The organism is Microcoleus sp. Pol10D4 (assembly GCF_036701555.1).
Lineage (GTDB): Bacteria > Cyanobacteriota > Cyanobacteriia > Cyanobacteriales > Microcoleaceae > Microcoleus.
Genome location: NZ_JAUBRA010000005.1, coordinates 70,904 through 94,763 on the forward strand (window position 1 = coordinate 70,904; position 23,860 = coordinate 94,763).

A 23,860-nucleotide genomic window follows, 5' to 3' on the forward strand; every position below is an offset into this window, starting at 1 on the left:
AGACAACAGACAACAAACTAATATGAATGATGACGATTTAAACGAATTAATAGATGCTTTTACCGCAGAATGCGAAGAATTTCTGCAGTCAATGGAGACGAATCTGCTGGCGATGGAAGCTGCGGGTTTGAAAGAGCGACAAGCGGCAGTTAAAGAAATGTTTCGGGCGGCGCACTCGATTAAAGGTGCGGGTTCGATGTTGGGCTTTCAAAACGTATCGGCGGCGGCTCACACGCTGGAGGACTGTTTTGTCATTTTGCGCGATCGCACAGACTTGTCGGCCCTGGAACCGACTACTGTGAGTGTTTTGCTGCAGGGGGTGGATGCTCTCAAAAAGATTACGATCGAATCAGTTCAACACTCCGATGTCACAACTCCGGATCAAACGGAAAACTTGGAGGCGATCGCCCAAATTTTCGCCCAGTTCCAGGCTAAGTACGGCAAGTCAGAACAGCCGCCAGTCCCCGCAGCCAGCCAATCGTCCGCCCCGGAAACCCTGAAACTGATTTTTGAACAGCAAGTGCCGCCACTCTTCAATCGCCTAGAAACCGAGCTTTCCCAAGCTTCCGAGGCAGATTTGACAACAAGCGTCACCACCCTCAAGCAGGTTTACTACCAACTCTCCGGTTTGGCTGGAATGCTGCAATTGCCGGATTTTGGGAAAGTCGCCGCAGCCCTCAGCACTTTGATCGAGTCTCCTGACTTGACTCTACAACGGTTGCAATCCGAGGGTTGGGCGATCGCCCAAAACTTGCAAACCGCACGCCAACAAATATTGGAAGGAAGGGCGATCGAAATCCCCGAAATCTCCCCCACTCCCCCCCACTCCCCCTCTCCCCCTCTTCCACTCTCCCCCTCTCCGACTCCCCCCGAAATCTCCCCCTCTCCCACTCTCCCACTCTCCCCCACTCCCCCTCTCCCCGAAATCTCCCCCTCCCCGACTCTCCCAGTCGCCAACCCGCAAAGGCCGACAATCCGGGTAGACTTAGAACGCTTAACTGAATTGGTGAATCTAGTCGGGGAATTAGTCATCAACCGTACAAATTTAGAACTTCAAGAATCCGAACTGCGCGGCGAAGTCAAGCGCATCCGCCGCAATATCGTAGATTTAAGCCAATTCGGCGGTCAGTTGCGAGAAGAATACGACAGACTGAGCTTTGCAGAGTGGAGAGGGGGAAACGGGAGCTCTGGATTGGGAAAAGTTGCAGCAGTAGAAACAGAATTCCCCATGATTGCTAACGGCAAATCCTCTCCGGTTCATGCTCACTTCGATATCTTAGAGATGGATCGTTATACAGAGTTCCACTCGACAGCCGCAGAAGTCATCGAAACTGCCCAAGCAATTTCTCACTCCGCCACCAAATTAGACACCTTAGCCATAAAATTCGAGCGCAGTACCGACCAACTGCGCCGCATTACCGAACAACTACGCAGCCGCGTTATGCAGTTGCGAGTCGTGAGTTTCAGTCGCGCCGTCGATCACTTGCCCAGAGCGCTGCGGGAGATGTGCCTCACATATGATAAAGATGTCAACCTGCTGCTAGTGGGAAGAGATACCAAAATTGACGAAAGTTTGCTCGATGCTTTGCGCGACCCCTTAATACACTTAGTGAGAAACGCTTTCGACCACGGCATCGAAATGCCCGAAGTTCGGCAAGCAAGCGGCAAGCCGGCCAGCGGTCAAATAGAAATAGAAGCCCGCCACCAAGGCGGCCAAACTATTATTACTGTCGCCGATGACGGCAAAGGCATTGACCCGGAAATCATTCGCCGTAAAGTTGTCACAAAGGGTTTGGCGACGGAGGAACAAGCTCAAGAATTTTCCATTGCCGAACTCTACGATTTTCTGTTTTGGCCGGGTTTCAGCACTACAGAAGGCGTCAGCGACCTTTCGGGGCGCGGAGTCGGGCTCGACGTGGTGCGAACAAATTTGCGGACTGTGCGGGGGACTGTGAAGGTAGACTCTCGCCTGGGAAAAGGTACCAGTTTTATCATTAAACTGCCACTGCTGCTGTCGATTACTGATGCTTTGATGGTGAAGACCGATCACAATAAAATAGCGGTGCCGCTGGATGCAGTCGAGGAAATTCTGCACATTAAAGCCTCGGAAGTTCACCTTGCTGGCAATCAGCCGATGCTGTGGTGGCGGGAGGAATTTATTCGTTTGGTGAGAATGCAAGATTTGCTAGAATACAGCGTCCTCCCGCCGGATGCCCCCTCTCCTGACCCTTTGACCCAAGACGAAATTCCTGTCCTGGTTTTGGCTTCTACTGAAGGAATGCTGGCGGTGGCCGTGGAACGGCTGATCGGTCAGCAGGAAATTGTGGTTAAACCTTTGCCACCGCCTCTATCCAAGCCTCGTGGCGTTTTGGGGACTACGATTTTGGGGGACGGGCGCGTGGTGAATATTCTGGATGTGGACGATTTGGTGGGTCAACCTGTGGTAAATAGTTCGATCGCCGCTATCTCCGGTAAAGTGCAGGAGATACCGGCGAGTTCGAGTCAGTCACCGCAGATTTTGGTAGTGGATGATTCCTATACAATTCGCCAGTTGCTGTCTCTGACGCTGACTCGTGCTCGCTACCGGGTGGTACAGGCGAAAGACGGCGTGGATGCCCTGGAAAAGTTGCAAAATGGTCTTAATTGCAGTTTGGCGATCGTGGATATTGAAATGCCCCGGATGGATGGATTTGAATTGTTGCGATCGATCAGATCGACTGAGCGGTTTGCTAAGATTCCTGTAGCTATGCTGACATCCCGTAGCGGGGCAAAACATCGGCAAATGGCAATGGAATTAGGCGCAAATCAATATTTCACGAAACCTTACAGCGAAGCCCAACTTTTACAAGCTATCCCCAAATTAATCCACCAATCAATAATTTAATCGACAATCTCAAATTTTTCATCAAATAATCCCTAATCTCCAACAAAACTTAGGCTAAAAATAATTCCACCCGCGAATTAGAGTGGGAAGCTACGCAGCAGAATCACTACTAAAATCCAATACTTTTCAATTTTCAATCAAATAATCTTCAATATTCAATCAAATAATTCTTCAATCTAAAATCTAAAATCTAAAATCGAATGACTCACGCCAATTACAATCGCCGCTTTCGGAGCAAGAAACAAGCCACTGTTAGAATTGCCCCTAAAAAATTTGTTTCTTTTGAACTTGGAAATATTTACTATGCTGTTCCTATAGAACGAGTGGAGCGCATTGTTAAAAACTTTAATGCCTACGGCACTTTACCTAACGGTAATAGTTTACTGCGGCATCAAGAAGAACTGATTACCATAATTAATTTATCCAAAATATTTCCCAGCAGTCCGAGCATGGCTGACTGCAAATACCTGATTATTTGTACCTTAAATAAAAGCGATCGGTTGGGGATTCCCCTTCCTGATATGCCAAAAATTTTGGAAATTACCGAAGAAAGCTTCTGCGAGATTCCCGAATTGTACCGTCAACAGCAACTGCCTCCGGTAATAGAAAAGTTAATTCGCGCACCTGATGGTTCCGAAGTTTTTTATTTGAATTTTGATTTATTTAGCGAAATGTAGGGTGTTCACTTTTCGAGGTATTATACCATATAAATGGTATTTTTGCAAACAAAAAGTTATTGATTTATGAAAAAACTCACAATAATGTCGATCGCCCTACTAATTTTTGCAGCAACTCTCGATTTGCCGAAGGTGGGGCTGCAACTAAGTGCGATCGGGCAAATAGAAACACCCCAACCAATCCCAACACCCCAACCAATCCCCACACCCCAAACAATCCCAACACCCCAACCAATCCCAACACCCCAACCACAAACACCCCAACAAATTCAAACACCCCAACAAATCCAAACACCCCCAATCCAAACACCCCAACCAAAACCAGCCGACCCCAAAAACCTCGGCTACGTCTCCCCAGAATTTGCCGAAAATTTCTCCCAGCAACAAATCGACCAAATCAACGCCAACGTCGAAACGCTGCTGCTAACTCAAAGCTGCTCCCGCTGCGACCTCCGAGCCGTAAAATTAGTTAACCTTAACTTAAAAAATCCCATCCTTACAGGAGCAGATTTATCAGATGCCAACCTCAGCGGTAGTCGCTTCGAGATATCAGATTTTGTCAACACCAATTTAGCTCGCACAAACTTAAGCGGAGCCGAATTAGTAGGAGCGAGAATCAGCAACGCTAACCTCAGAAAAGCTAACTTAACAAAGACAAATCTAGACGGTGCAGACCTGCGATTTTCCGACTTGAGAGATGCCAATCTTTCCGATGCCAACCTCCGCAATGCTAATATAGATGGCGCTAGTATCGATCGAGCAAGTATGGCCGGCACCACAATGCCAGACGGCAGAAAAAATCAATAATATAGTCTCGTTTCCGGCGCGATTGAAATCGCTTCTTGTCCAACAAAGTGGGGATGGTGCCCGAACGGAATGCCTTTTTCCCAGGCTCTGCCTCCTTGTTCCCAGGCTCTGCCTGGGAATAAATATCTAGAGGCTCTGCCTCGTTTCCTCGTTTCCTCGTTTCCTCGTTTCCAGCTTCCCTCTTCCGTCTTCCTTCTTCCCTCTTCCCTCTTCCTTCCATCCGTTACATCCGTTACATCCGTTACATCCGTTACAGAATCCGTTGCCGAACTTCCTTCTGAATCAAACCGCCAAAAACCTCTGAATCACCTCATCACTTAACTCGCTAGTGCTTCCAGAAGCCACAATCCCGCCTTTTTGCATAGCATAATACCAGTCAGCCTGCCGCACAAAATGCAAATGTTGCTCCACCAACAAAACAGAAATTCCCCTAGTCGCAACCACACGGCGCACCGCAGCTTCTATGTCTAAAATAATCGATGGTTGAATCCCTTCCGTAGGTTCATCCAAAACCAGCAACTGCGGCTCACCCATCAAAGCCCTAGCAATAGCTAACTGCTGCTGCTGTCCCCCGCTCAAATCACCTCCCAGGCGATCGAGCATAGTTTTCAAAACAGGAAATAAATCAAAAATTTCATCAGGAACTTCAGGATTTTTGATTTTGGTTGGTTTCGCTTCCAAACCTAACAATAAATTTTCTTTAACCGTCAAACGTGGAATAATTTCACGCCCTTGAGGCACATAACCAATGCCTAATCTAGCCCGCTGGTGAGTCAACTTAGAAGCAATAGATTCTCCGCCAAAAGCAATAGTGCCACTGCGCGGTTGCAGCAACCCCATAATCGTTTTTAGCATAGTAGTTTTGCCCACACCATTGCGGCCGATTAAGCAAACCATTTGGCCCGCCATGACGCTTAAATCGACATCGCGCAAAATGTGACTTTCGCCGTAATAAACATTCAAATTAGAGACTTGTAGCATATTGTTGACTGTTGACTGTTGACTGTTGACTGTTGACTGTTGACTGAATAACTAATGACTAATGACTAATGAATAATGACTAATGACTAATGACTAATGAATAATGACTTCTTACTCTTCTGGTTTCCCCAAATATACCTCAATTACTCGATCGTCATTTTGCACCTCATCCATAGTCCCCTCACACAAAACCGCACCCTGATGCAACACCGTCACCTGCCGCGCAATTTGCCGCACAAACTCCATATCGTGTTCAATTACCAACACCGAATGACTTTCGGCCAGCGAAATTAGCAACTCTCCAGTTAACATCGTTTCCTCATCCGTCAAACCCGCCACAGGTTCATCTACCAACAACAAATCAGGAGATTGAGCCACCAACATTCCAATTTCCAACCATTGCTTTTCCCCGTGAGAAAGCAAACCCGCCGAAATATCCGCTTTAGCAACTAAACCAATTGTTTCTAACAAACCCGCAACCGTGCGTTTTTCAGCAGCCGAAGCAGGCTTGAACAAAGTCGAAAAAACATTTTTATGGCGGCTGCAAGACAATTCCAAATTTTCGCGTGGCGTTAAATTCAAGTAAACTCGCGGCGTCTGAAACTTGCGACCAATTCCCAAGCGCGAAATCCTATCTTCCGACAACTTGCGTAAATTTTGTCCCTTAAATAACACCCTGCCCTCTGTCGGCTGCACCTTCCCGGTAATTGAATCGAGAAAAGTTGTTTTCCCCGCACCGTTAGGGCCAATGATAACGCGCAGTTCGCCCGCATCCATGCTAAAATTTAAACCGTTGATGGCTTTAAAACCATCAAAACTAACAGTCAAGTTTTCGATTTCTAAGACTTTTTTATTCATGATTAGCAATTAAGTCACTAATGGACAACAACCGATACCCCTTGTAGGTGCTAAGCGCAAATATCATCCCTTATTACGCAGATTTTCTCGCCTTTTGTGGCACCATAATTTCTCCTTCTTCCCGGCTGTTTACTCTACACTAAAACTGCTAGAACTGCTCGACATGGGAGGTGGAGCAGCAGCCATAATTCGCTCAGCTAACTTCGAGAGCGGCAGACTTTGCAAATACACTTTTCCAGGCCCGGTTAGCTTGACTAAAAACAAGCCTTCGCCGCCAAATAGAGCATTTTTAAACCCGCCAACAAACTGAATATCGTAATCTACAGTCGGCGCAAAAGCTACCAAACAACCAGTGTCCGCTCGCAACACTTCGCCAACTCCCAAATTTTTCTCAACTATTGTTCCTCCCGCATGAACAAAAGCTAGCCCGTCACCCTGCAATTTTTGCAGAATAAAACCTTCTCCGCCAAAGAAACCGGCACCTAGTCGCTTGGTGAAAGCTACCTCAATTTCAATGCCATTTGCCGCACAGAGAAATGAGTCTTTTTGACACAAAAATTTACCGCCAAGTTGGCTTAAATCTAGGGGAATTACTTTACCCGGATAAGGGGCGGCAAAAGCGACCCTGGCCTTACGATTTCCGGCGTTGACAAAGGTAGTAATGAAAAAACCCGCTCCTGTCAGCATCCGTTTGAAACCTTGAAATAAGCCCCCGCCTGTGGATGTTTGCATTTGGATGTCGCCTTCCATGTATGTCATGGTTCCAGCTTCAGCCCTGACGCCTTCTTTGGGGTCGAGTTCAATCTCGATGAGTTGCAAATCGTCGCCGTAGATTTTGTAGTCAATAATATCTGCCATATGTTGCTCCTCAAGTTACAGAACGAAGCTACTTGCTACGGATATCTAAGTAGGTGGACATATATATTACGTTTCCTGAGACAGAGATAAACGCAGCGTTTGCCAAGTCTATTGCGATTGCTTTGTTTGTCTGTTGTACGTGACATTTATTGATGTCAGCCTACTTATAAATTACATGATATTTTTACACTCAGTGTTCAAGTTCTTCTTTTTCGAGCTGCACTTGGGGGTCTTGTTCTAGGCTGGGGTAAGTAGATGCGTACTTCGGTCTTCTGAACAAGCTGCGGATTTGGTCGAAACCTTGATGTTGCAGCCATCCAACTAAGCCGTCGGGCAGCACTGTCACTACTATGAGGAATAGCGCACCTTGGAAAAACAGCCAAACTTCGGGGAATTGTTCGCTCAAGAAACTTTTACCGAAGTTGACTAGCAGTGTTCCCAATATTGCTCCTGATAATGTGGCGCGACCTCCCACTGCGACCCAGATTACCATTTCAATTGAAAAGGCAATATCCATTGCTTTTGGCGAAATGATTCCGGTTTGTACGGTAAATAATGCGCCTGCAATCCCGGCTAAACCGGCAGAAATTGCAAAGACTAAAACTTTATATCCTGTGGGATTGTAACCTGAGAAACGTAGGCGCACTTCGTCGTCGCGAATTGCTACTAACAGGCGGCCGAAACGCCCGCTGGTCAGCCATCGGCAGAGGGCGTAACTTGCTGCTAGAAATAGTATGGTGAGAATGTAGAAAATATATTGAGTATCTCGGTCATTTACTGTGGCTCCGAACAAGGTTTTAAAGTCGGTGAGTCCGTTAGTTCCGTTAATCAGTTTTTGCTGACCGTTAAAGAAGTTGAAAAATACAATGGTTGCTGCTTGGGTAAGAATTGAAAAGTAAACGCCTCGAATTCGATTGCGGAATACTAAATAACCTAAAAGTGCGCCCAAGATGGCGGGGATGAGAACTATTGCTAATGCTGAAAAGGGAAATGAATAAAATGGTTGCCAAAACCAGGGGAGTTCGGTAACGCCGTAGAGGTTCATAAATTCTGGCAATTGACTGCTGGCGGTTGGGGGAATTTGCAATTTTAGGTGCATGGCGAAAGCGTAGCCGCCGATCGCAAAAAACACCCCATGCCCTAAACTAAGCAAACCCGTGTATCCCCAAATCAAGTCTATGCCGAGGGCTGCAATTGCTAGTGCTAAAAATCGCCCCAATTGATTGAGCCGAACGTCGGGGAGTATTCCTGGGATGAGTAATATGAATGTGAGGGCGATCGCGCTGACAATTGCCGCTTCTTTTAGCCAGGCTTTTTGATGTTTTTTCTGCATTTTTCGCTACACTCGCAGTTGTAATTTTTAATTTTCTACCGTCCGCCCTTTTTGCGGGAAAATCCCTCCCGGCTTCACTTGCAGAAAAGCCATAATTAAGGCGAATACCATTACTTTTGCCATGCTGGTTGTGGCGAAAAATGTGAAGAAGTCGGCTAAAGGCTTGATAGGAGCGAACATTAATGCTAAGGTTCCCGAACCGATCAGGTAATTTGCAGTGCCGATCGCGATCGCAGCAACAACACTCCCCACAATTTTGCCGACACCGCCCACAACCACCACCATAAACGTATCGACTATATAATTTTGTCCGGTATTTGAGCCTACCGAACCAATCAAACTAATAGCGCACCCAGCGACACCTGCCAACCCCGAACCCAAAGCAAAAGTCAGCGCGTCTACTTGTTCGGTAGGAATTCCCAAACACGCACTCATGCTGCGATTTTGTGTCACGGATCTAATCCGTAATCCCCACACAGACTTTTGCAAAAATAGGTAAATTCCCGCCAAACAAATTGCTGTCAGCACAATAATAAAAATTCGGGCGTAGGGCAACTGAAAATTGCCCAGCGGTATGCCACCCCGCAACCATTTCGGTGCAGTTACATCCACATTTTGAGCACCAAACCAAGGTTGAGTTACTGCCAGTTTGTAAGTTTGCCCTAAAAAGGCGCTCACCGCCCAGGAAATACCCAAAGATAAAGGCAAAATTATGGCGATAACTTTGCTGCGAATGCGATCGAAATCCAGGCGAGATTTCAGCAACCGCAAACCGCCAAAAAACAGCAAACAAAACACCGCAATCCCAATTACCAGAACCCAACTAACGCTGCGGACAAACTGCTGCAAAATTAAACTTACGCCCCAAGTTGCTAGCAAAGTTTCTAGCGGCCGCCCGTAAAGATAGCGAATCACTCCGCGTTCGAGAATCAATCCTACCAATGCAGCTACTAAAAAAGCTAGGGGAATCGCAAATAAAATATAGGTTTCAAAAGCAAATCCTCCCATACCTTTGAAGACATTTTGCACCACGAAAGTTGTATAAGCCCCCAGCATCATCAACTCGCCATGAGCCATATTAATCACGCCCATCAGCCCGAAAATAATTGCTAATCCCAGGGCTGCAATTAGTAAAACTGCGCCGATGCTAATGCCGTTAAATAAACCATCTAATATCGCCAATTTTGTTCCTCCTGCATCAAGTCGGTTAAGTTTGTTCGCGGATAATTAGGGGCTGGTTTTACCCCATTAGTGCCAACTTAGAACTAAAACTCTCTGTATATCTCGCTTGTAGCCGAGTCTCGATCCCCCTAAATTCCCCTTAATAAGGGGAGTAGGGGTTGACTTTGCAGAGTCCAGTTCCCCCTTATTAAGGGGAGTAGGGGTTGACTTTGAAGAGTCCAGTTCCCCCTGATTAAGGGAGTAGGGATTGACGAAAGAATGCTCTTACTCCCCCCTTATTAAGGGGGGCTGGGGGGGATCTCCGGGTTTAAAGACACGCCCTAGGGGCAATCGAAGATACGTTGCCAACCTGAACAAAATTGGCATTACCTACTTATCAAGCTTTGAATTTGCCACCTTTTGCGGGGTCTGACCAATCGCAAGCAAAGCCTTTTGTTTCAGCGACAAATTGATTCCAAGGCACCGGCTTCACTGCTTCTGGTGTAGCATAAGCGATGTTAAACAAACCGTCTTCTCTCACTTCGCCCAAGCGCACAAATTTAGAGATGTGGTGGTTGTTTTCCATCGTAACTTTGCCCTCCGGCGCGTCAAAGGTTTGACCCAAAGCTGCTGCCCGCACTTTTTCTAAATCGTCGGCTGTCCCTGCTTTTTCGACGGCTTGCTTCCACAGGTAAACCATGATATAAGCTGCTTCCATCGGGTCATTGGTCACTCTATCTTTGCCGTATTTTGCCTTGAAAGCTTCCACAAATTTTGTATTGGCCGGAGATTCTACAGTCATGAAGTAATTCCAGGCGGCATAATGGCCTTTAAGATATTCTACGCCGATCGCCTTTACTTCTTCTTCCGCAATACTGACCGACATTGACGGATATTTGTCTGGCCCCAAACCTGCACCCTGCAACTGTTTGAAAAATGCTACGTTGCTGTCGCCGTTGAGGGAATTGAAAATGACGCCGCCGTCTGGTAAAGCAGCCTTAATTTTACTAATAATTGGCGTGACTTCTGTCCCGCCCAAAGGAATGTAATCTTCCCCAACTAATTCGCCCCCTTTGGCTGCTAGCTGTGCCTTGATAATGGTATTTGCCGTGCGGGGGAAAACGTAGTCCGACCCGACTAAGAAGAATTTTTTGCCTTTATTTTCTAGCAGCCAGTCAACTGCTGGTTCGATTTGCTGGTTCGGCGCCGCCCCAGTATAAAAGATGTTCTTGGAACACTCTTGACCCTCGTATTGTACGGGATACCAGAGCATATGATTTTTTTCTTCAAATACCGGTAATACTGCTTTACGACTAGCAGAAGTCCAGCACCCGAAGACGGTGACAACTCTATCTTGGTCGATCAATTTTTTGGCTTTTTCGGCAAAAGTCGGCCAGTCTGAGTTGCCATCTTCTATGACTGCTTCGATTTGTTTTCCGAGGACACCACCAGCTTTATTAATTTCTTCGATCGCTAATTGTTCGGCATCAACAACGCTTTTTTCGCTGATTGACATCGTGCCGCTCAAGGAATGCAAAATTCCTACTTTGATTGTGTTTCCGCCCCCGGCTGCGGCTGGTGTAGTTCCTGTTGATGTGGGAGAAGCGGCGGGAGTTCCTGTTGGAGTGGGAGTTCTACAAGCTTTTAGAAATAAACTTGATGTGAGGGTAGCAGAACCGTATAAAAGAAATTTCCGTCTATCGAATCGCTTTGTCATTTTTTCTTGTTACTCTTGAATAGATGAGTCAGATGATTGAGAATAATAACACATAGCGACTTGATATTAAGACTCGCTTCAGAATACTGTTGTATTTTTAGATACAAAAATTATGATATGTTAACAAAATGAAGCTTTTCTGGGGATTGATGGCTACTGCTGCAAAAAGTGGGCGGATACCATTTTAGATTTAAGATTGACTGATGACATAAGGCTTTGGAGTTTACCTACCGTTGCATTCTATTCTGAAACCTGGTTTAGACACCAAAATACGTCTTTTCAGTAATTAGTGTGTAATTAGAAACCGGGTTTCTTTACATAAATTATCTTATTGATGCTACCAGTTAGGCAGCAACCGGGTCGATCGCACAAAATAGAAAGCGGGTTTCTCGCTCTCCACAGGTTATTGATGCTAAAACTTAGGCAGCAACCGGGTCGATCGCACACTCATAGGCGAGTATCAAAGCAGGTGACGATCGCACTTCGCTTTGAGCTCAAAGCGAAGTGAGATCGTCACCTGTAGAAATGCCCTTGATTTATGGAGAATAGCGGACTCGAACCGCTGGCCTCTGCGGTGCGATCGCAGCGCTCTACCAACTGAGCTAATTCCCCTGATTGAGTTTTAATTTAGCATTTTAGATGCCGGATTGCCGGATCTAAAAGGTTTACAGGTCTTGCTTGCTCTCACGTTCGCAGACCGTCACCTACACTAGCACGTAACTGCTAAAAAGGTCAAGTTTTTTCGGCAGCCGAGTCAGTGGGAGCGATCGAGCAAAGTGCCGCCACTCTATCCAACTCTAAATCAGCAAAATAGTCCACCGTCCAATTAGCTTGGCGCTGGATCATGTGAAACGGGTAAGTGTGAGTCACACCCGCAACCTGAATCCCCGCTTTTTTCGCCGCTTCAATCCCCGCAAAAGTATCTTCTATCGCCAAACACTCGATCGGTTGCAGGTTAAAGTCGGGATATTTCTGGTTGAGAAGTTCCACAGCCAATAGATAGCCGTCGGGTGCTGGTTTGCTCTCCGTCAAGTCGTCGCCTGCGACAATTAACTCAAAGTTTGCTGCCAAACCGGCCCGATCTAACACCAATTCTATATCCGATCGCATGGCCCCGCTAACTACGGCCATTTTCAGTCCGGCAACCCGAATTTTGTCAATAAATTCTGCCAAACCCGGATAAATCGGCAGTTTCTCCAAAGTATCTATTTGAGCTTTGTAAGCTTCGGCCTTGCGCCGCAGCAGCCGATCGAGATATGTTTCTGTTAGATATCGTCCCCGGCGCTCTAGCAGTGCGGTAATGCAAGCGCGATTGCTCCTTCCTAAACAAACTTCTCGAACCTCCCCACGTTTGAGCTGGAGATTTTCATCGAGCATCAATCGATCGATTATTTTCTCGTGAATCGGCTCGTCATTAACAATCACACCATTAAAATCAAATAAAACTGCTTTTAGAGTCATTAGTCATTAGTCAGTAGTCATTAGTCATTAGTCATTAATCATCAGTCATTAGCAAGTTAGTAGGGGCGGGTTTTACCAACCATCTCAACCTAAAACTAACCATCTATAAAACCCGCCCCCAAAGGGCGAAAAATACACCTCAACAATACATCAAGCGGGAGCTGGAATGCCTGGTAAATCGCCATCAAAATCAGGAGTTCGATCGCCCCAATTCCACCCCCTCGCCACCTTTGCCTGCTCCAAATCTTCCCCCGGCAAAGGTTTCACGCCCTGCGTCACCTGATTAGTCCACCAGTGTTCGTGAGTTTGCACCGCCGCAAATCCAGCCGCCCCCGCCCAAGCATCGAGGCTGCCAGCCGCGTAAGACTTAATATAAGGCTCCTCAAAGATATCAGTCAGCCACTGTGTCTGCCGCAAAGTTTTTTGGTTTCCGTCCAAAATTGCCACTTGTCCCCCAACCTTCAGCAGTCGGAAGCTTTCTCGCAAAATTGCCCGCGATACAGCAGGCGGCGTCTCGTGAAACAGCAAGGAAGCTGCGACTAAATCGAAGCTGGCATCGCCAAAAGCAACGCTTTCGGCATTTCCGTGTAACCATTGGATATTTAAGTCGGCTTTTTGCGCTTTCATGTCGGCAACTACCAGCATATAAGGCGACAAGTCCAAGCCGACAACTTCCGCTTCGGGAAAGGCTTGCTTGAGCATGAGGGTTGTCGAACCAGTACCACATCCCAAATCGATAATTCGGCGCGGTTTCACCCGCACAGCGTCAATTAAGCCTTGCCTGACGACTGTTTCGTGGGGAGGCAAAACATATTGCGTGATTGGATCGTAGGAAACGGCGGCACTGGGGTTTAGGTAGCCGCGTTTAATGCCGTGAAAGTTTTGGCTGCTGTAATATTCGGGATAAACTAAGTCGGGTTGTCGGTAGCGATCGCCCGCTGTTTCCCAGTCGATACCTTCGTAGAGTCGTTTCAGTGCTTGTTCGTCGATCGCCAGTCGAATCAGGGGCGACAAAAAGCGCTCGAAAATTGTATCCTTGCCAACAGCCATAAAACACCTTTAACAAAAACTCTTCTAATTTTAGCCAACGGCCGTAAATTTAGCATTAATTAAAAGTGTTGAGCCTCTCTTCCCTCTTCCCTCTATCCATTACCTCCGTTACAAAATCCGTGGGCTTCCTTTCCCACTTCCTGCTTATACGAGTTTAAAAAATGCAACTATAGACCCGCTCTAAACTCTTATTTCATCAGTCATTCCCCAATCTCAAATCTCAAATCTCAAATCTCAAATCGTATTACTTTCCGTTAGTAATAGGAATTTTTACCAAACACTCCGTACCCCCGCCCGGAGGTTGAGAAATTTTGATGCTGCCGCCATGTCCATCTACTACAATTTTGTAGCTAATTGCTAACCCCAAACCCGTGCCTTTGCCCACCTCTTTAGTAGTAAAAAATGGGTTAAAAATTTGGTCTTTAACGCTATCGGGGATGCCGGGGCCGTTGTCGGCGATCGCCACTTTCAGAAATTTACCGCCATGTTCGCGAACTACTCCTGTGGAAATAGTAATAATTTTATCCAGGCGATCGATCTCGTTCAAAGCATCGATCGCATTACTCAGCAAGTTCATAAATACCTGATTGAGCTGAGAAGGATAGCACTCGACTGAAGGCACTTTTCCGTATTTCTTGACTATATAAATTCTATTTTTGATCCGGTTAGATAGCAGCAGCAAGGTATTTTCTATACCTTCGTGAATGTCCGCCAGCTTTTTGTCAGATTCATCCAGGCGAGAAAAGTTTCGCAAAGAAAGAACTATGCTGCGAATGCGTTCGGTTCCTATTTTCATAGAATTCAATATATGCGGCAAATCTTCCTCGATAAATTCTAACTCGATTTCTTCGCTAAAATCTGCGATTTCCTGGGGAACCTCTGGGAAGGCTTCTTTGTATAAACTCACCAATTCTAATAAATCTTTAGTATATTTGCTAGTGTGAGGCAAATTAGCCGAAATGAAGTTAACGGGGTTGTTGATTTCGTGCGCTATTCCAGCCACCATTTGACCTAGGGATGACATTTTTTCGCTCTGCACTAAATGAGTTTGAGTTTTTTTCAGTTCATTTAAGGCACTATTAAGCAGCTTTACTTGGTCTTGGGTTTGACTGTAAAGGTGAGCTTGAGTAATTGCGATCGCCAATTGGTCTGCTACAGCTTTTAACAGTTGAATTTCCTCCCGGCTCCAAAGCCAATGAGTAGCGTGGCTACAAATTAAATAACCCTGCGGCTGGTTCTGAGTCTGGACAGGTACGGCTAAATAGCTATTAGCTTTAAGTTCCGGCGGTTGAGTTACACCCTTCGCCCAAGTGTCGCTCGAAAGAATAATTGGTTCGCCTTGACCACTCCGTACTAACACATTTTCGAGAAAGTAAGACTCAAACTTTATGCCTTGTGTCGCAGAATGAGATGGGCAACATTCCCACAGGATTTGTAACGTTTTTTCTTGCGGTTTGTACCAACCAAAAGCCGCCCCTTCTAGGTGCAGCAAACTTACTATTTCTTCGACTGTACTTTGCACAATTTTATCTAATTCCAGGGAAGCGCGAATGCGTCCAGCAATCCGGTTGAGCATGGCTTCGCGCTCCGCTTGAGCGCGATTGTTTTCGGAGGAGTAAATTAGCCAAATGGCTGCTAGCATTGCCGGGATGAGCAGTCCGGCGACTACGGATGTCAGCAAATTTAATGCTTGCAGTTGGGATTCAATATTTTCGCGGGGAATTACTAAAGCCATCGACCAGTTAACTTCCTTGAGTGGAGCATAGGCCACATACACCCATTTGTTATCTATTTTTACCAGTTCGATGTTCGTCTGGCGGTTGATCATTTGCCGCGCAATTGTGGAGAGTGCGGGGTCTTTTGACTGTAAAAAGCTTGGGGCCTCCCGGTCGATATTTCCGATTAAGTTATTGTTGGGATGAACAATTGGCACTCCTTGTGAATTGAGAGCAAAAGCATAACTATCGGAACCGTACAGCAAGCTGTTAGCGACAGATGTTACTCGATCTAATTTAATGCTGCCTGAGAGGACTCCAATTACTTTATTGGGAGCGGGAGGCAAGGCCCAAATAGGAGCTGAAATAATAATTGTAGAAACTTTTGTACTGCGGCCGATCAGCGGGTCGGAAACGTTGATCTGTCCGGCCATTGCTTTTTGAAAGTGTTGGCGGTCTTTGCTGTTCGCGCGGTTGCCTAAAGTGTTGATAAATAAGCCGTCGCGTTGAGTTAAGGACAGGACGAAATACTCTTTTAATCTGTATATTTCTCCTTGCAACCGGGGTTCGACTAATTGCCAATTGAGAGTGCCAACCGTAGGATCGTAAGCAATGGTTTCTATTTCTGCTTTGCGGCTGCTTAGCCAGCGGTCGATTTCATCGGTGCCTTTTTCTAGTTTTAATAGTGCTATTTGCTTTAAATTATCAAGGATTAGTCCGCGCACGAAAAAATAGCTGATGCAAGCAGTTGTGCTAATGGTTAAAGCGGTGGTGCCCAGAATTAGCAGGGTCAGCAAATGGCGGCGCTGCCGTCTGTGTTGCCAAAGACTGTGCGCTTGCTGCCACTGCGATTGAGCAGAATTGCTGATGTTGTCCCAAAAGTGGTGCAGGTTTTTTGCTTGGTGTGGCGGCGCAGACACAGATCCGGCTTGATTTGCTGGGTTTTGCATCATCAAATGTTCCCTCAGAGTCAACTTCATCAAACGGTCTTCGTCATTCGGCAGATTTAATATCAGGCAAGTAGTGAGACAATTTAAGAAAAGAATGCAACTGTAGCCAAGATTCAAACCCTCGTAGTCATCAGTCATTCGCAATCTAAAATCTAAAATCTAAAATTTAAAATAATATGACTTACATTCCGGATTGCAAACAATTTTTCTTATGGTTGGGCACTCGCCTTCTATTTTGGCATCAATTTTATATTTCGACCTTCGATTTACCTATTTGAGGTTTGTGCTTTACGATATCTTTAACATCTATCTCGTTTGTATAACAAAATAATTGTAAATAACACAGAGAAAATACGGAGTTTTTTAGATTACCAATGTATTATAATGTATGAGCAAAACTCTCTTGACAATTTTACTAATTTGTGCTGTGGTTTCAAGGGGAAATTTTTTCGTCTAAAGCTTTTTTTGCCAAGCGGGTTGCATAAACGGTGAGGGCGATCGTTGCTAGCAAACCAATGCCGTAGAGAGTCCACTCAGCAGCAGTGCGCGATCGCCCGCTAGATCCAAGTGCAGCCAAACTCCCAGCCAGGGAACCGATATAAACATACATGACTGTTCCGGGAATCATGCCGATCCAAGATGCGAAAAAATAATCTTTTAAAGATACCTGCGTGACTCCAAAAGCATAGTTCAGCAAATTAAACGGAAAAATGGGAGAAAGTCGCGTCAGCAGCACAATTTTCCATCCTTCAGAAGCAACTGCGGAGTCGATCGCCTTAAATTTTTGATTGCCCTCTATCTGTTTGGAAACCCAGTCGCGAGTTAAATACCGCCCTACCAAAAAAGCGCAAGTTGCGCCTAAAACTGAGCCGATGGAAACACAAACCGAACCGCCAACGACTCCGAACAAAACGCCAGAACCGAGAGTCAGCAAAGAACCGGGGATAAATAGAACCGTTGCGACAATGTAAATTAAAATAAAAGCTGCCGGGCCCCACGGGCCGAGACTCGCGATCGACTCCAAGGCATTTGTCAGAATTCCTTGGAAGTTAAAAAACCTAGTCGCTGCAATTAAAGCCACAGCTAAACCAATCCCTAAAATCAGTTTCCACCTATTTGATGCCGGCGGATCTTCACCGGGCGATCGCGAATCATTCATTGCTTAAAATCTCCATTCTCAATAATATGGGCATGGGGCATTGGGCCCAAAAGCATGGGGAATCGGGAATCGGGAATCTGGCCCAAGAGCATAGTTTCTTCCTTCTTCCTTCTTCCTTCTTCCTTCTTCCTTCTTCCTTCTCAAATCAAAGTACCACCGCAGCTAGAACCGCTACCCGCCGTACAGCCGTAACAATAAGCAGCCGTTTGCACCTCTTGAATCACATCTAAACTGCCAGATTCGAGCAATTTAGCAGTATTTATCTTTTCCCCGCTGCCAGTTTTCGCCGGCAGATTTTCCATCTGGTTAAAATCGCAGTCGTAGACATTGCCCAAATAGTCGATCGACAATTCGTTACGACACATTAAATGTTCCAGAGTACCGGGATTAAAATTATCCTCCAAAAACCCCAGATAAGGCTTGTGAAGTTTCTTATGTTCCAAATGAAACTTAGTCCGTCCCACCGGCAAATTAGTAATCGCGAACAATTGATTAAAACAAATCCCAAAATGTTCGGCTAAATAAACCTTGTAATCTTCCTCTAACTTGCCTTGTTCCGGTGTTAGTGAAAACTTGTCTGTTGCCGGCACTTGGGGATTATACACCAAATCGAGAATTAAATTTGGGTTTTTTCCGTATCCCAAATGATTTAGCTTTTGCAGCGCCCGAATCGAACTGTCAAAAACACCGTTGCCGCGCATTTTGTCCACATTGTCAGCTTGATAGCAGGGAAGCGACGCCACAATTCTGAGTTGATGCTGCGCGCAATATTCGGGAATATCTTCAAAACCTTTTTCAAAGTAAATCGTCAAATTAGAACGAACAATTACCTCTTTACCTGCCGCCCTGGCAGCTTCCGCCAGCGGTTTAAAACCGTAAAGCATTTCGGGAGCACCGCCGGTGAGGTCAACACTTTGAATTTGAGGAAAGCGGCGAATGATCTCAATTAATTGGTCGCAAATTTCTGGGGAAAGTTCTTCTGTTCGTTTCGGGCTAGCTTCTACGTGGCAGTGAGTGCAAGCCAGGTTGCAGCGTTTGCCGAGATTAATTTGTAAAACTGTAATCTGCTTCTTAGTTAAAGCTGAGTTAATTTTGTTTTTGAAAGGCGTGACTGCTGTCTGAATCATTTGCTCACCTTTTGGTCTCTGCTCGCAACGAATGTAGAGGCGTTCCAGAGAAACGCCTCTCATAATTTAGCACTAATTCTAATAGTTCTGGACGCATCAAAACCCAAGAAACCGGGTTTTTTGCCGTTTTTGCGGGATGTAAAGCGTCTTCTGGGAAAAAAACCCGGTTTCTGACCACCCGTGCGTGTAGGACGATTAATCTTACTTTAGAGAGTCAACTAATGTTTCAACTCGTGCTTTAATTTCATCTCGAACGCGGTGAAAAGTTTCGATGGGTTGTCCGTCGGGATCGTCGAGTTGCCAATCTTCAAACACTTGTCGCAATACCCACGCTTCGGGTAAATTCACACCGCAGCCACAGAGAGAAATTACTGCATCGTAGTCTTCTGCATTGAATTCGTTTAATGGGTTGGATGTTTGATCGGTGATATCAATGCCGATTTCTGACATGACTTGAATTGCTGTCGGATGAACTCTGCTTGATTCTAACCCGGAACTGGTGACTCCAATCAGGCCGGCTCCGATGGTTTTAGCGAATCCTTCTGCCATTTGCGATCGGCAGGAGTTTCTTTTGCAAACAAACATTACTTTTTTCATGGTTTTTGTTGGTTGTGAGTTGTTAGTTGTTGGTTATTGGTTAGATGTTTCAAGGGCGCGATTTGCTAGTGCGATCGCCTCTTTAGCGGCTTGTTCCTTGCGTTCGCTGTAGCGATCTGTCAAATAGTCGGCTTGCTCCCGCAACAGCAAGGTAAACTTGTACAGTTCCTCCATCACGTCGATCGCGCGATCGCGATAAGGCGAATCCTTCATCGTCCCATCATCGTTAAACTCCTGATAAGCCTTAGCAACCGAAGACTGATTTGGAATCGTAAACATCCGCATCCAGCGGCCCAAAATTCTCAAAGTATTGACAGCATTAAAAGACTGCGAACCACCGCTGACTTGCATCACCGCCAAAGTTCGGCCTTGAGTCGGTCTGACAGCCCCAATACTTAAAGGAATCCAGTCAATTTGGTTTTTCATAATGCCGGTAATATTGCCGTGCATTTCTGGACTCGACCACACTTGACCCTCCGACCACAGGCTCAATTCCCGTAATTCTTGAACCTTCGGATGCGTATCGGGAACGCTACCATAAATCGGCAATTCTAGAGGATTAAAAAACCTAACTTCGGCACCGAAGCCCTCAATAATTCGAGCCGATTCTTCTGCCAATAAGCGGCTGTAAGAACGCTCTCTTAACGAGCCGTATAGAAACAAAATTCTCGGTTTGTGCGTAAAATTTGCCATAATGCTTTCAATTAAAATCCCGAAATCCGTTAGATATTTCCCGATAAACTGCGACTGCTAATTGTGCTCCCCAAATAGGAGCAACCCAGTAAACCCAGTGGTGTTCCCAAATACAGCCAATTAAAGCCGGGCCGAGAGAGCGTGCCGGATTCATGCTCGCTCCGGTAATCGGCCCCATAAATGCAGCTTCTAACCCTACAGTTAACCCAATTGCTATCCCGGCAAATCCGATGTGAGCGCGTCTGTCAAGTCCTGAACCGAGGATAACAAACATTAAGATAAAGGTCAAAACAGTTTCTAAAATTAGAGACTGCAACCAGTTACCATTGAGAGGGAGAGTTGCACCGAGATTTGCTACTTTTCCTAGGGTAATTAGCAGCAGTTGAGAAGCTGCGATCGCACCCGCACACTGCGCTAAAACGTAAGGCAAAACTTTGTATTTTGGGAAAAAACCGCTCGCCCAAAACCCTAAAGTTACGGCCGGATTAAAGTGTGCACCGCTGATGTGTCCTAGGGCGTAAATCATCGCAGTTACTACTGCCCCAAATACAAAACTGATGCCTAAATGAGTTACGGAACCAGTGCTAGTTTTGTTAACCATCACCGCGCCGGTGCCTGCAAAAACCAAAATAAATGTACCTAGAAATTCGGCGATCGCCTCTCGCCTGCAATCGGGCCGAGCACAAGCTAACCTATGAGCTGTTGCATCCATCGATCTCAACTAATTGGTTCCATCACATCATATCAATAAAATTTGATATGTCAATCATCAAAACAGCAATATCAGTATTTGAGTGATTAAGAAATGTTGATGGGTTAACCAGCGTCGGAACAAGGCCGCGCCGGCAGGATCTGGCTGAAGCGGCGGTATTCGGCGAGGTACTGTTCGAGGGCGACAAACTGGCCTAAATTGAGGCTGTAGTAAATCCAGCGGCCTTCTTGGCGGCTGCGAACTAAACCGGCTTCTTTTAGGGTTTTGAGGTGGAAAGAGAGTTTAGGCTGAGGGACAGAAAGTCGATCGCACAAATCGCACACGCACAACTCCTGTTCCCGCAGCAACTCCAAAATCTGAAGCCGCAGGGGGTCAGAAAGAGCGTGAAAGCCAGCAGCAATCAATTTATCTGCAACAGGAGGCGCGATCGGAGAATTTTTAACCATAAATTACCCTTAAAATTTTATTCAAAAACTCCCGGTGCGATTTCTTGTTTTTACCGTTAGATTTGATCGGGTTATCCTTTGATGACAATCCCAAATCAACTGCGAACTCCTTCTCTTCTAGGACTAACGATTAATTCTCTTACCGATGCAATACCCAGTAAGCGCCGCCGCTGATTGCAGCAGCAATTGGCAAGGTCAAAATCCATGATAGTAGAATCTGATAGAAAACGCGCATATTAGCTTTTTTTGAAATCAATCCCACACCAAAGATTGAACCTACCGAAACATGGGTAGTAGAAACTGGAAGTCCATAGCGACTGGCAGCAATAACTAAAAATCCCGTCACTAAGTTTGCCACCAGCCCTTGACCGGTATTCATTGCTGTCAGCTTTTTGCTCATTGTTTCTGCCACTTTTCGAGCATTCAATAAACCGCCGATCGCCATTCCCAAACCTACTGCTAAACTTCCCCACTGAACTGATATTGATTGACCGACTAACATGAGCGAAACAATTTTCGGAGTATCGTTCAATCCTCTGGCAAAACTGACAATTCCCGCACTCATAAAATGGCAAACATCCACTAACTTTTGGCTGGGGATTTGTAAGAAATTTCCCACGTACCTTTGCGTGCATTTATCTAAAGAATCGACCGCGACATCAGCGGTTGTAATGCACTTAAGTATGTTAGTTGCATCCGGTTGGGTAATGGGAATAATCTGTTGAATTTGACCAGCGCAAATACACCATTCTTTCTGAATTCCTAAATAAACTCGCAGGTAACGAGACAGCCCATAAATTAAAGCTGCTAATGGAATCGCAATCATGGGACTCAGCAACAAAGGCATTAGAAAAGTGTTCTGCAATGCTGTCAAATTAACTTGAGTACCAATTGCGACTACACCTGCACCGACAAGAGCACCTGTAAGACCGTGAGTTGTGGAAATAGGGAATCCAGTTAAGGTAGCAAGAATAACGGTTAAACCCGCAGCGAGTGCAACTGCCAAATGAAAATCTGTGCCATTGGCGATATCGTCTGGAACTAGCCCTTTTCCCGAAAAGCTTTTTACCAGGGTTTGTGCTAGAAAAATAGAAAATACTGAACCTGCAAAAGTTGTGATCGTTGCCCAACTAATTGCTGTTTTATAGTTAGTCGTCTGACTGCCAAACAGTGTCGCCACGCCTTTAAAATTATCATTAGCACCATTGCAGTATGCTAAAAAAAAGGTGGCGAGAAATAGCCCAATAAGTAACATATCTTACTAAGAATAAGTGTGGTTTATTTGAAACCGTTTTTTGCTCAAGCCCCTAGAGCACCGAATTTGATTGTATAGACACAGGTGCATCAAAAAAAATAATAAAAATATTAAGATTTGTTGGGGACTAGGCGAGCGAGCGCATCTTAATTTCGCGCAACATGGGCGCGATATTGAAGGATACTATAATTAAGGGGCGGCGATCGCTTCAGGTACGCTCAACCCACCCATTCACTTAGGATTTTGTACCCGCGCAGGCACATCAGTGAGTCCAGCTTTCTGCATCAGCGAAATCACCCCTATAGATAGAATTCCCCCAATAATTGCTCCGACAACTACCAGGATAATAAAGACTTTTTGCAGAGTTTTTTTAGTTGCCGGGTGGTACTGTCTCGGCAATTCTTCACCTTGCTCGTCAACTTCTTGCTCCAAAGGGTCTAGCGGATTGGAGGGATTTGAGTTAAAGGGATTGGGCGCTTGATTCATGGTTAGTTTGGGTTAAAGGAGCTCGACAACTATTTTAACTTGCGATTTAGCCTCGCAGCTTAAATAATACATTCGGGTTTTACTGAATACTCTATAAATTTTATTAAGATTGCTAAAATACTGATTAACCCGGTTTATTGAATAAACCGGGTTAATCATTATACTAAAAGTTTTATGTCACGCTTCTGCTTTTGACAGGCGATCGAGAGAAATTGTTGCAGCCTCAGATACTTGAGAATTACTATCTTTTTCTAAGTATTTCAAAGCCGAAACGCTCTTAACACTCGGCAAATTGCCCAAAGCTTCAGCCAGCCTCTGGCGGATCAGCCAATCTTCCGACTGAGCAAAATTGAGGATGCGATCGATCGCCCCAAGATCTTTAATTTCCCCCAAAGCCGAAATTGCCGCCTGCTGGATCACTACTTGCTCGCTGTCGAGAGCTTTCAGCAGCACATCGCGGGCCCGGGGATCTTTGAGATTTCCCAGAGAAACAGCAGCGCTGAAGCGCACCAGCCATTGAGTATCTTCGTAAAAAGCCCGCACCAAAGCATCAAAAGCTCTGATATCTTCCAGATAGCCCAAAGCACCCGCAGCGTCAGCGCGAATGCCGTAATCCGGGTCAGTTTCTAGCAATTTGACTAGAATAGGATAGCACTCTGCTGTCGGTTTGACCCCGAGAGCAAACACAGCCATCGATCGCACCTGCAAACTTTCGTCGTTCAACACCTTTTTAATTAAAGGCACCGCCTCAGCAGCAGGCACATTCCGCAAGTTGGCCAAAGCCACCATACGATCGGCTGAATTTTGGCTTTCTAACTTGGCTGCAATTTGCTCTAAGCTTAAAGTTGTCATTATGGATAAATCTTGTAGTAAAACTTTACATTCGGGTTATTTTGATTATAGGGGAGTCTCAGGAGAAAAGCAGGCAGTAAA

At 45.7% G+C, this 23,860-nt stretch carries 22 protein-coding genes and 1 tRNA gene; 4 read left to right on the plus strand and 19 right to left on the minus strand.

Annotated features, from left to right (window positions below):
* Window positions 1–22: 22 nt before the first annotated feature.
* From QUA36_RS04580 to QUA36_RS04590, 3 genes are all read left to right on the plus strand, one after another.
* Complete coding sequence (locus QUA36_RS04580; protein ID WP_333455838.1) at window positions 23–2,884, plus strand: hybrid sensor histidine kinase/response regulator; 2,862 nt, start codon at window positions 23–25, stop codon at window positions 2,882–2,884.
* 200 nt (window positions 2,885–3,084) lie between these two features.
* Window positions 3,085–3,561: a chemotaxis protein CheW gene (locus tag QUA36_RS04585; RefSeq protein ID WP_333161208.1), complete on the plus strand. Its 477-nt coding sequence runs from the start codon at window positions 3,085–3,087 to the stop codon at window positions 3,559–3,561.
* Window positions 3,562–3,627: 66 nt separating this feature from the next.
* Window positions 3,628–4,368 (plus strand): pentapeptide repeat-containing protein, encoded by a 741-nt coding sequence (locus QUA36_RS04590; protein ID WP_333455840.1) that lies wholly within the window; start codon window positions 3,628–3,630, stop codon window positions 4,366–4,368.
* Window positions 4,369–4,650: 282 nt separating this feature from the next.
* Here QUA36_RS04590 and urtE read toward each other — a convergent pair whose 3' ends face one another.
* The 6 genes from urtE to urtA all read right to left on the minus strand — a co-directional run bounded on the left by urtE (window position 4,651) and on the right by urtA (window position 11,276).
* Window positions 4,651–5,349, minus strand: a complete 699-nt coding sequence (urtE, locus tag QUA36_RS04595) for an urea ABC transporter ATP-binding subunit UrtE (protein ID WP_015175091.1) — start codon at window positions 5,347–5,349, stop codon at window positions 4,651–4,653.
* 111 nt (window positions 5,350–5,460) lie between these two features.
* A complete protein-coding gene (urtD, locus tag QUA36_RS04600) occupies window positions 5,461–6,207 on the minus strand; it encodes an urea ABC transporter ATP-binding protein UrtD (protein WP_333455842.1) in 747 nt (248 codons plus the stop codon).
* Window positions 6,208–6,336: 129 nt separating this feature from the next.
* A complete protein-coding gene (locus QUA36_RS04605; protein ID WP_333455844.1) occupies window positions 6,337–7,065 on the minus strand; it encodes a TIGR00266 family protein in 729 nt (242 codons plus the stop codon).
* A gap of 190 nt (window positions 7,066–7,255) precedes the next feature.
* Window positions 7,256–8,398, minus strand: a complete 1,143-nt coding sequence (gene urtC / locus QUA36_RS04610; RefSeq protein ID WP_333455846.1) for an urea ABC transporter permease subunit UrtC — start codon at window positions 8,396–8,398, stop codon at window positions 7,256–7,258.
* 27 nt (window positions 8,399–8,425) lie between these two features.
* The gene (locus QUA36_RS04615; protein ID WP_333161213.1) at window positions 8,426–9,580 is read right to left on the minus strand and encodes an ABC transporter permease subunit; all 1,155 of its coding nucleotides are present in this window, start codon (window positions 9,578–9,580) and stop codon (window positions 8,426–8,428) included.
* A gap of 376 nt (window positions 9,581–9,956) precedes the next feature.
* Window positions 9,957–11,276, minus strand: coding sequence for an urea ABC transporter substrate-binding protein (gene urtA, locus QUA36_RS04620; protein ID WP_333455848.1), 1,320 nt, complete (start codon window positions 11,274–11,276; stop codon window positions 9,957–9,959).
* 334 nt (window positions 11,277–11,610) lie between these two features.
* Between urtA and QUA36_RS04625 the strand changes: the two genes are divergently transcribed.
* Window positions 11,611–11,784: a hypothetical protein gene (locus QUA36_RS04625; protein WP_333455850.1), complete on the plus strand. Its 174-nt coding sequence runs from the start codon at window positions 11,611–11,613 to the stop codon at window positions 11,782–11,784.
* Between the two features lie 31 nt (window positions 11,785–11,815).
* On the opposite strand, the gene QUA36_RS04630 is transcribed toward QUA36_RS04625, so the two are convergent.
* The 13 genes from QUA36_RS04630 to QUA36_RS04690 form a co-directional block, all read right to left on the minus strand.
* Window positions 11,816–11,888: transfer RNA gene (locus QUA36_RS04630), tRNA-Ala, on the minus strand.
* Between the two features lie 120 nt (window positions 11,889–12,008).
* Window positions 12,009–12,737, minus strand: coding sequence for an HAD family phosphatase (locus tag QUA36_RS04635; protein ID WP_333455852.1), 729 nt, complete (start codon window positions 12,735–12,737; stop codon window positions 12,009–12,011).
* 150 nt (window positions 12,738–12,887) lie between these two features.
* Window positions 12,888–13,787 carry a methyltransferase domain-containing protein gene (locus QUA36_RS04640; RefSeq protein ID WP_333455853.1) on the minus strand — a complete coding sequence of 300 codons (900 nt, stop codon included), beginning with the start codon at window positions 13,785–13,787 and terminating at the stop codon, window positions 12,888–12,890.
* 244 nt (window positions 13,788–14,031) lie between these two features.
* Window positions 14,032–16,590, minus strand: coding sequence for an ATP-binding protein (locus QUA36_RS04645; RefSeq protein WP_333455855.1), 2,559 nt, complete (start codon window positions 16,588–16,590; stop codon window positions 14,032–14,034).
* 295 nt (window positions 16,591–16,885) lie between these two features.
* A complete protein-coding gene (locus tag QUA36_RS04650; protein ID WP_333455857.1) occupies window positions 16,886–17,611 on the minus strand; it encodes a TVP38/TMEM64 family protein in 726 nt (241 codons plus the stop codon).
* Between the two features lie 140 nt (window positions 17,612–17,751).
* A complete protein-coding gene (arsS, locus tag QUA36_RS04655; protein ID WP_333455859.1) occupies window positions 17,752–18,738 on the minus strand; it encodes an arsenosugar biosynthesis radical SAM (seleno)protein ArsS in 987 nt (328 codons plus the stop codon).
* Window positions 18,739–18,939: 201 nt separating this feature from the next.
* Window positions 18,940–19,335, minus strand: coding sequence for an arsenate reductase, glutathione/glutaredoxin type (arsC, locus tag QUA36_RS04660; protein WP_333455860.1), 396 nt, complete (start codon window positions 19,333–19,335; stop codon window positions 18,940–18,942).
* Window positions 19,336–19,368: 33 nt separating this feature from the next.
* Entirely contained in the window at window positions 19,369–20,028 is a 660-nt protein-coding gene (gene arsH / locus QUA36_RS04665; protein WP_333455862.1) for an arsenical resistance protein ArsH, read from the minus strand.
* A 7-nt stretch (window positions 20,029–20,035) separates the two neighbouring features.
* Entirely contained in the window at window positions 20,036–20,740 is a 705-nt protein-coding gene (locus QUA36_RS04670) for an MIP/aquaporin family protein (protein WP_333455864.1), read from the minus strand.
* A 104-nt stretch (window positions 20,741–20,844) separates the two neighbouring features.
* Window positions 20,845–21,186 carry a metalloregulator ArsR/SmtB family transcription factor gene (locus QUA36_RS04675; protein WP_333455866.1) on the minus strand — a complete coding sequence of 114 codons (342 nt, stop codon included), beginning with the start codon at window positions 21,184–21,186 and terminating at the stop codon, window positions 20,845–20,847.
* A 139-nt stretch (window positions 21,187–21,325) separates the two neighbouring features.
* Window positions 21,326–22,441 carry an inorganic phosphate transporter gene (locus QUA36_RS04680; protein WP_333455868.1) on the minus strand — a complete coding sequence of 372 codons (1,116 nt, stop codon included), beginning with the start codon at window positions 22,439–22,441 and terminating at the stop codon, window positions 21,326–21,328.
* A gap of 231 nt (window positions 22,442–22,672) precedes the next feature.
* Window positions 22,673–22,927, minus strand: a complete 255-nt coding sequence (locus tag QUA36_RS04685; protein ID WP_333161228.1) for a hypothetical protein — start codon at window positions 22,925–22,927, stop codon at window positions 22,673–22,675.
* A 177-nt stretch (window positions 22,928–23,104) separates the two neighbouring features.
* Window positions 23,105–23,779 (minus strand): HEAT repeat domain-containing protein, encoded by a 675-nt coding sequence (locus QUA36_RS04690; protein ID WP_333161230.1) that lies wholly within the window; start codon window positions 23,777–23,779, stop codon window positions 23,105–23,107.
* Between the last annotated feature and the right edge of the window lie 81 nt (window positions 23,780–23,860).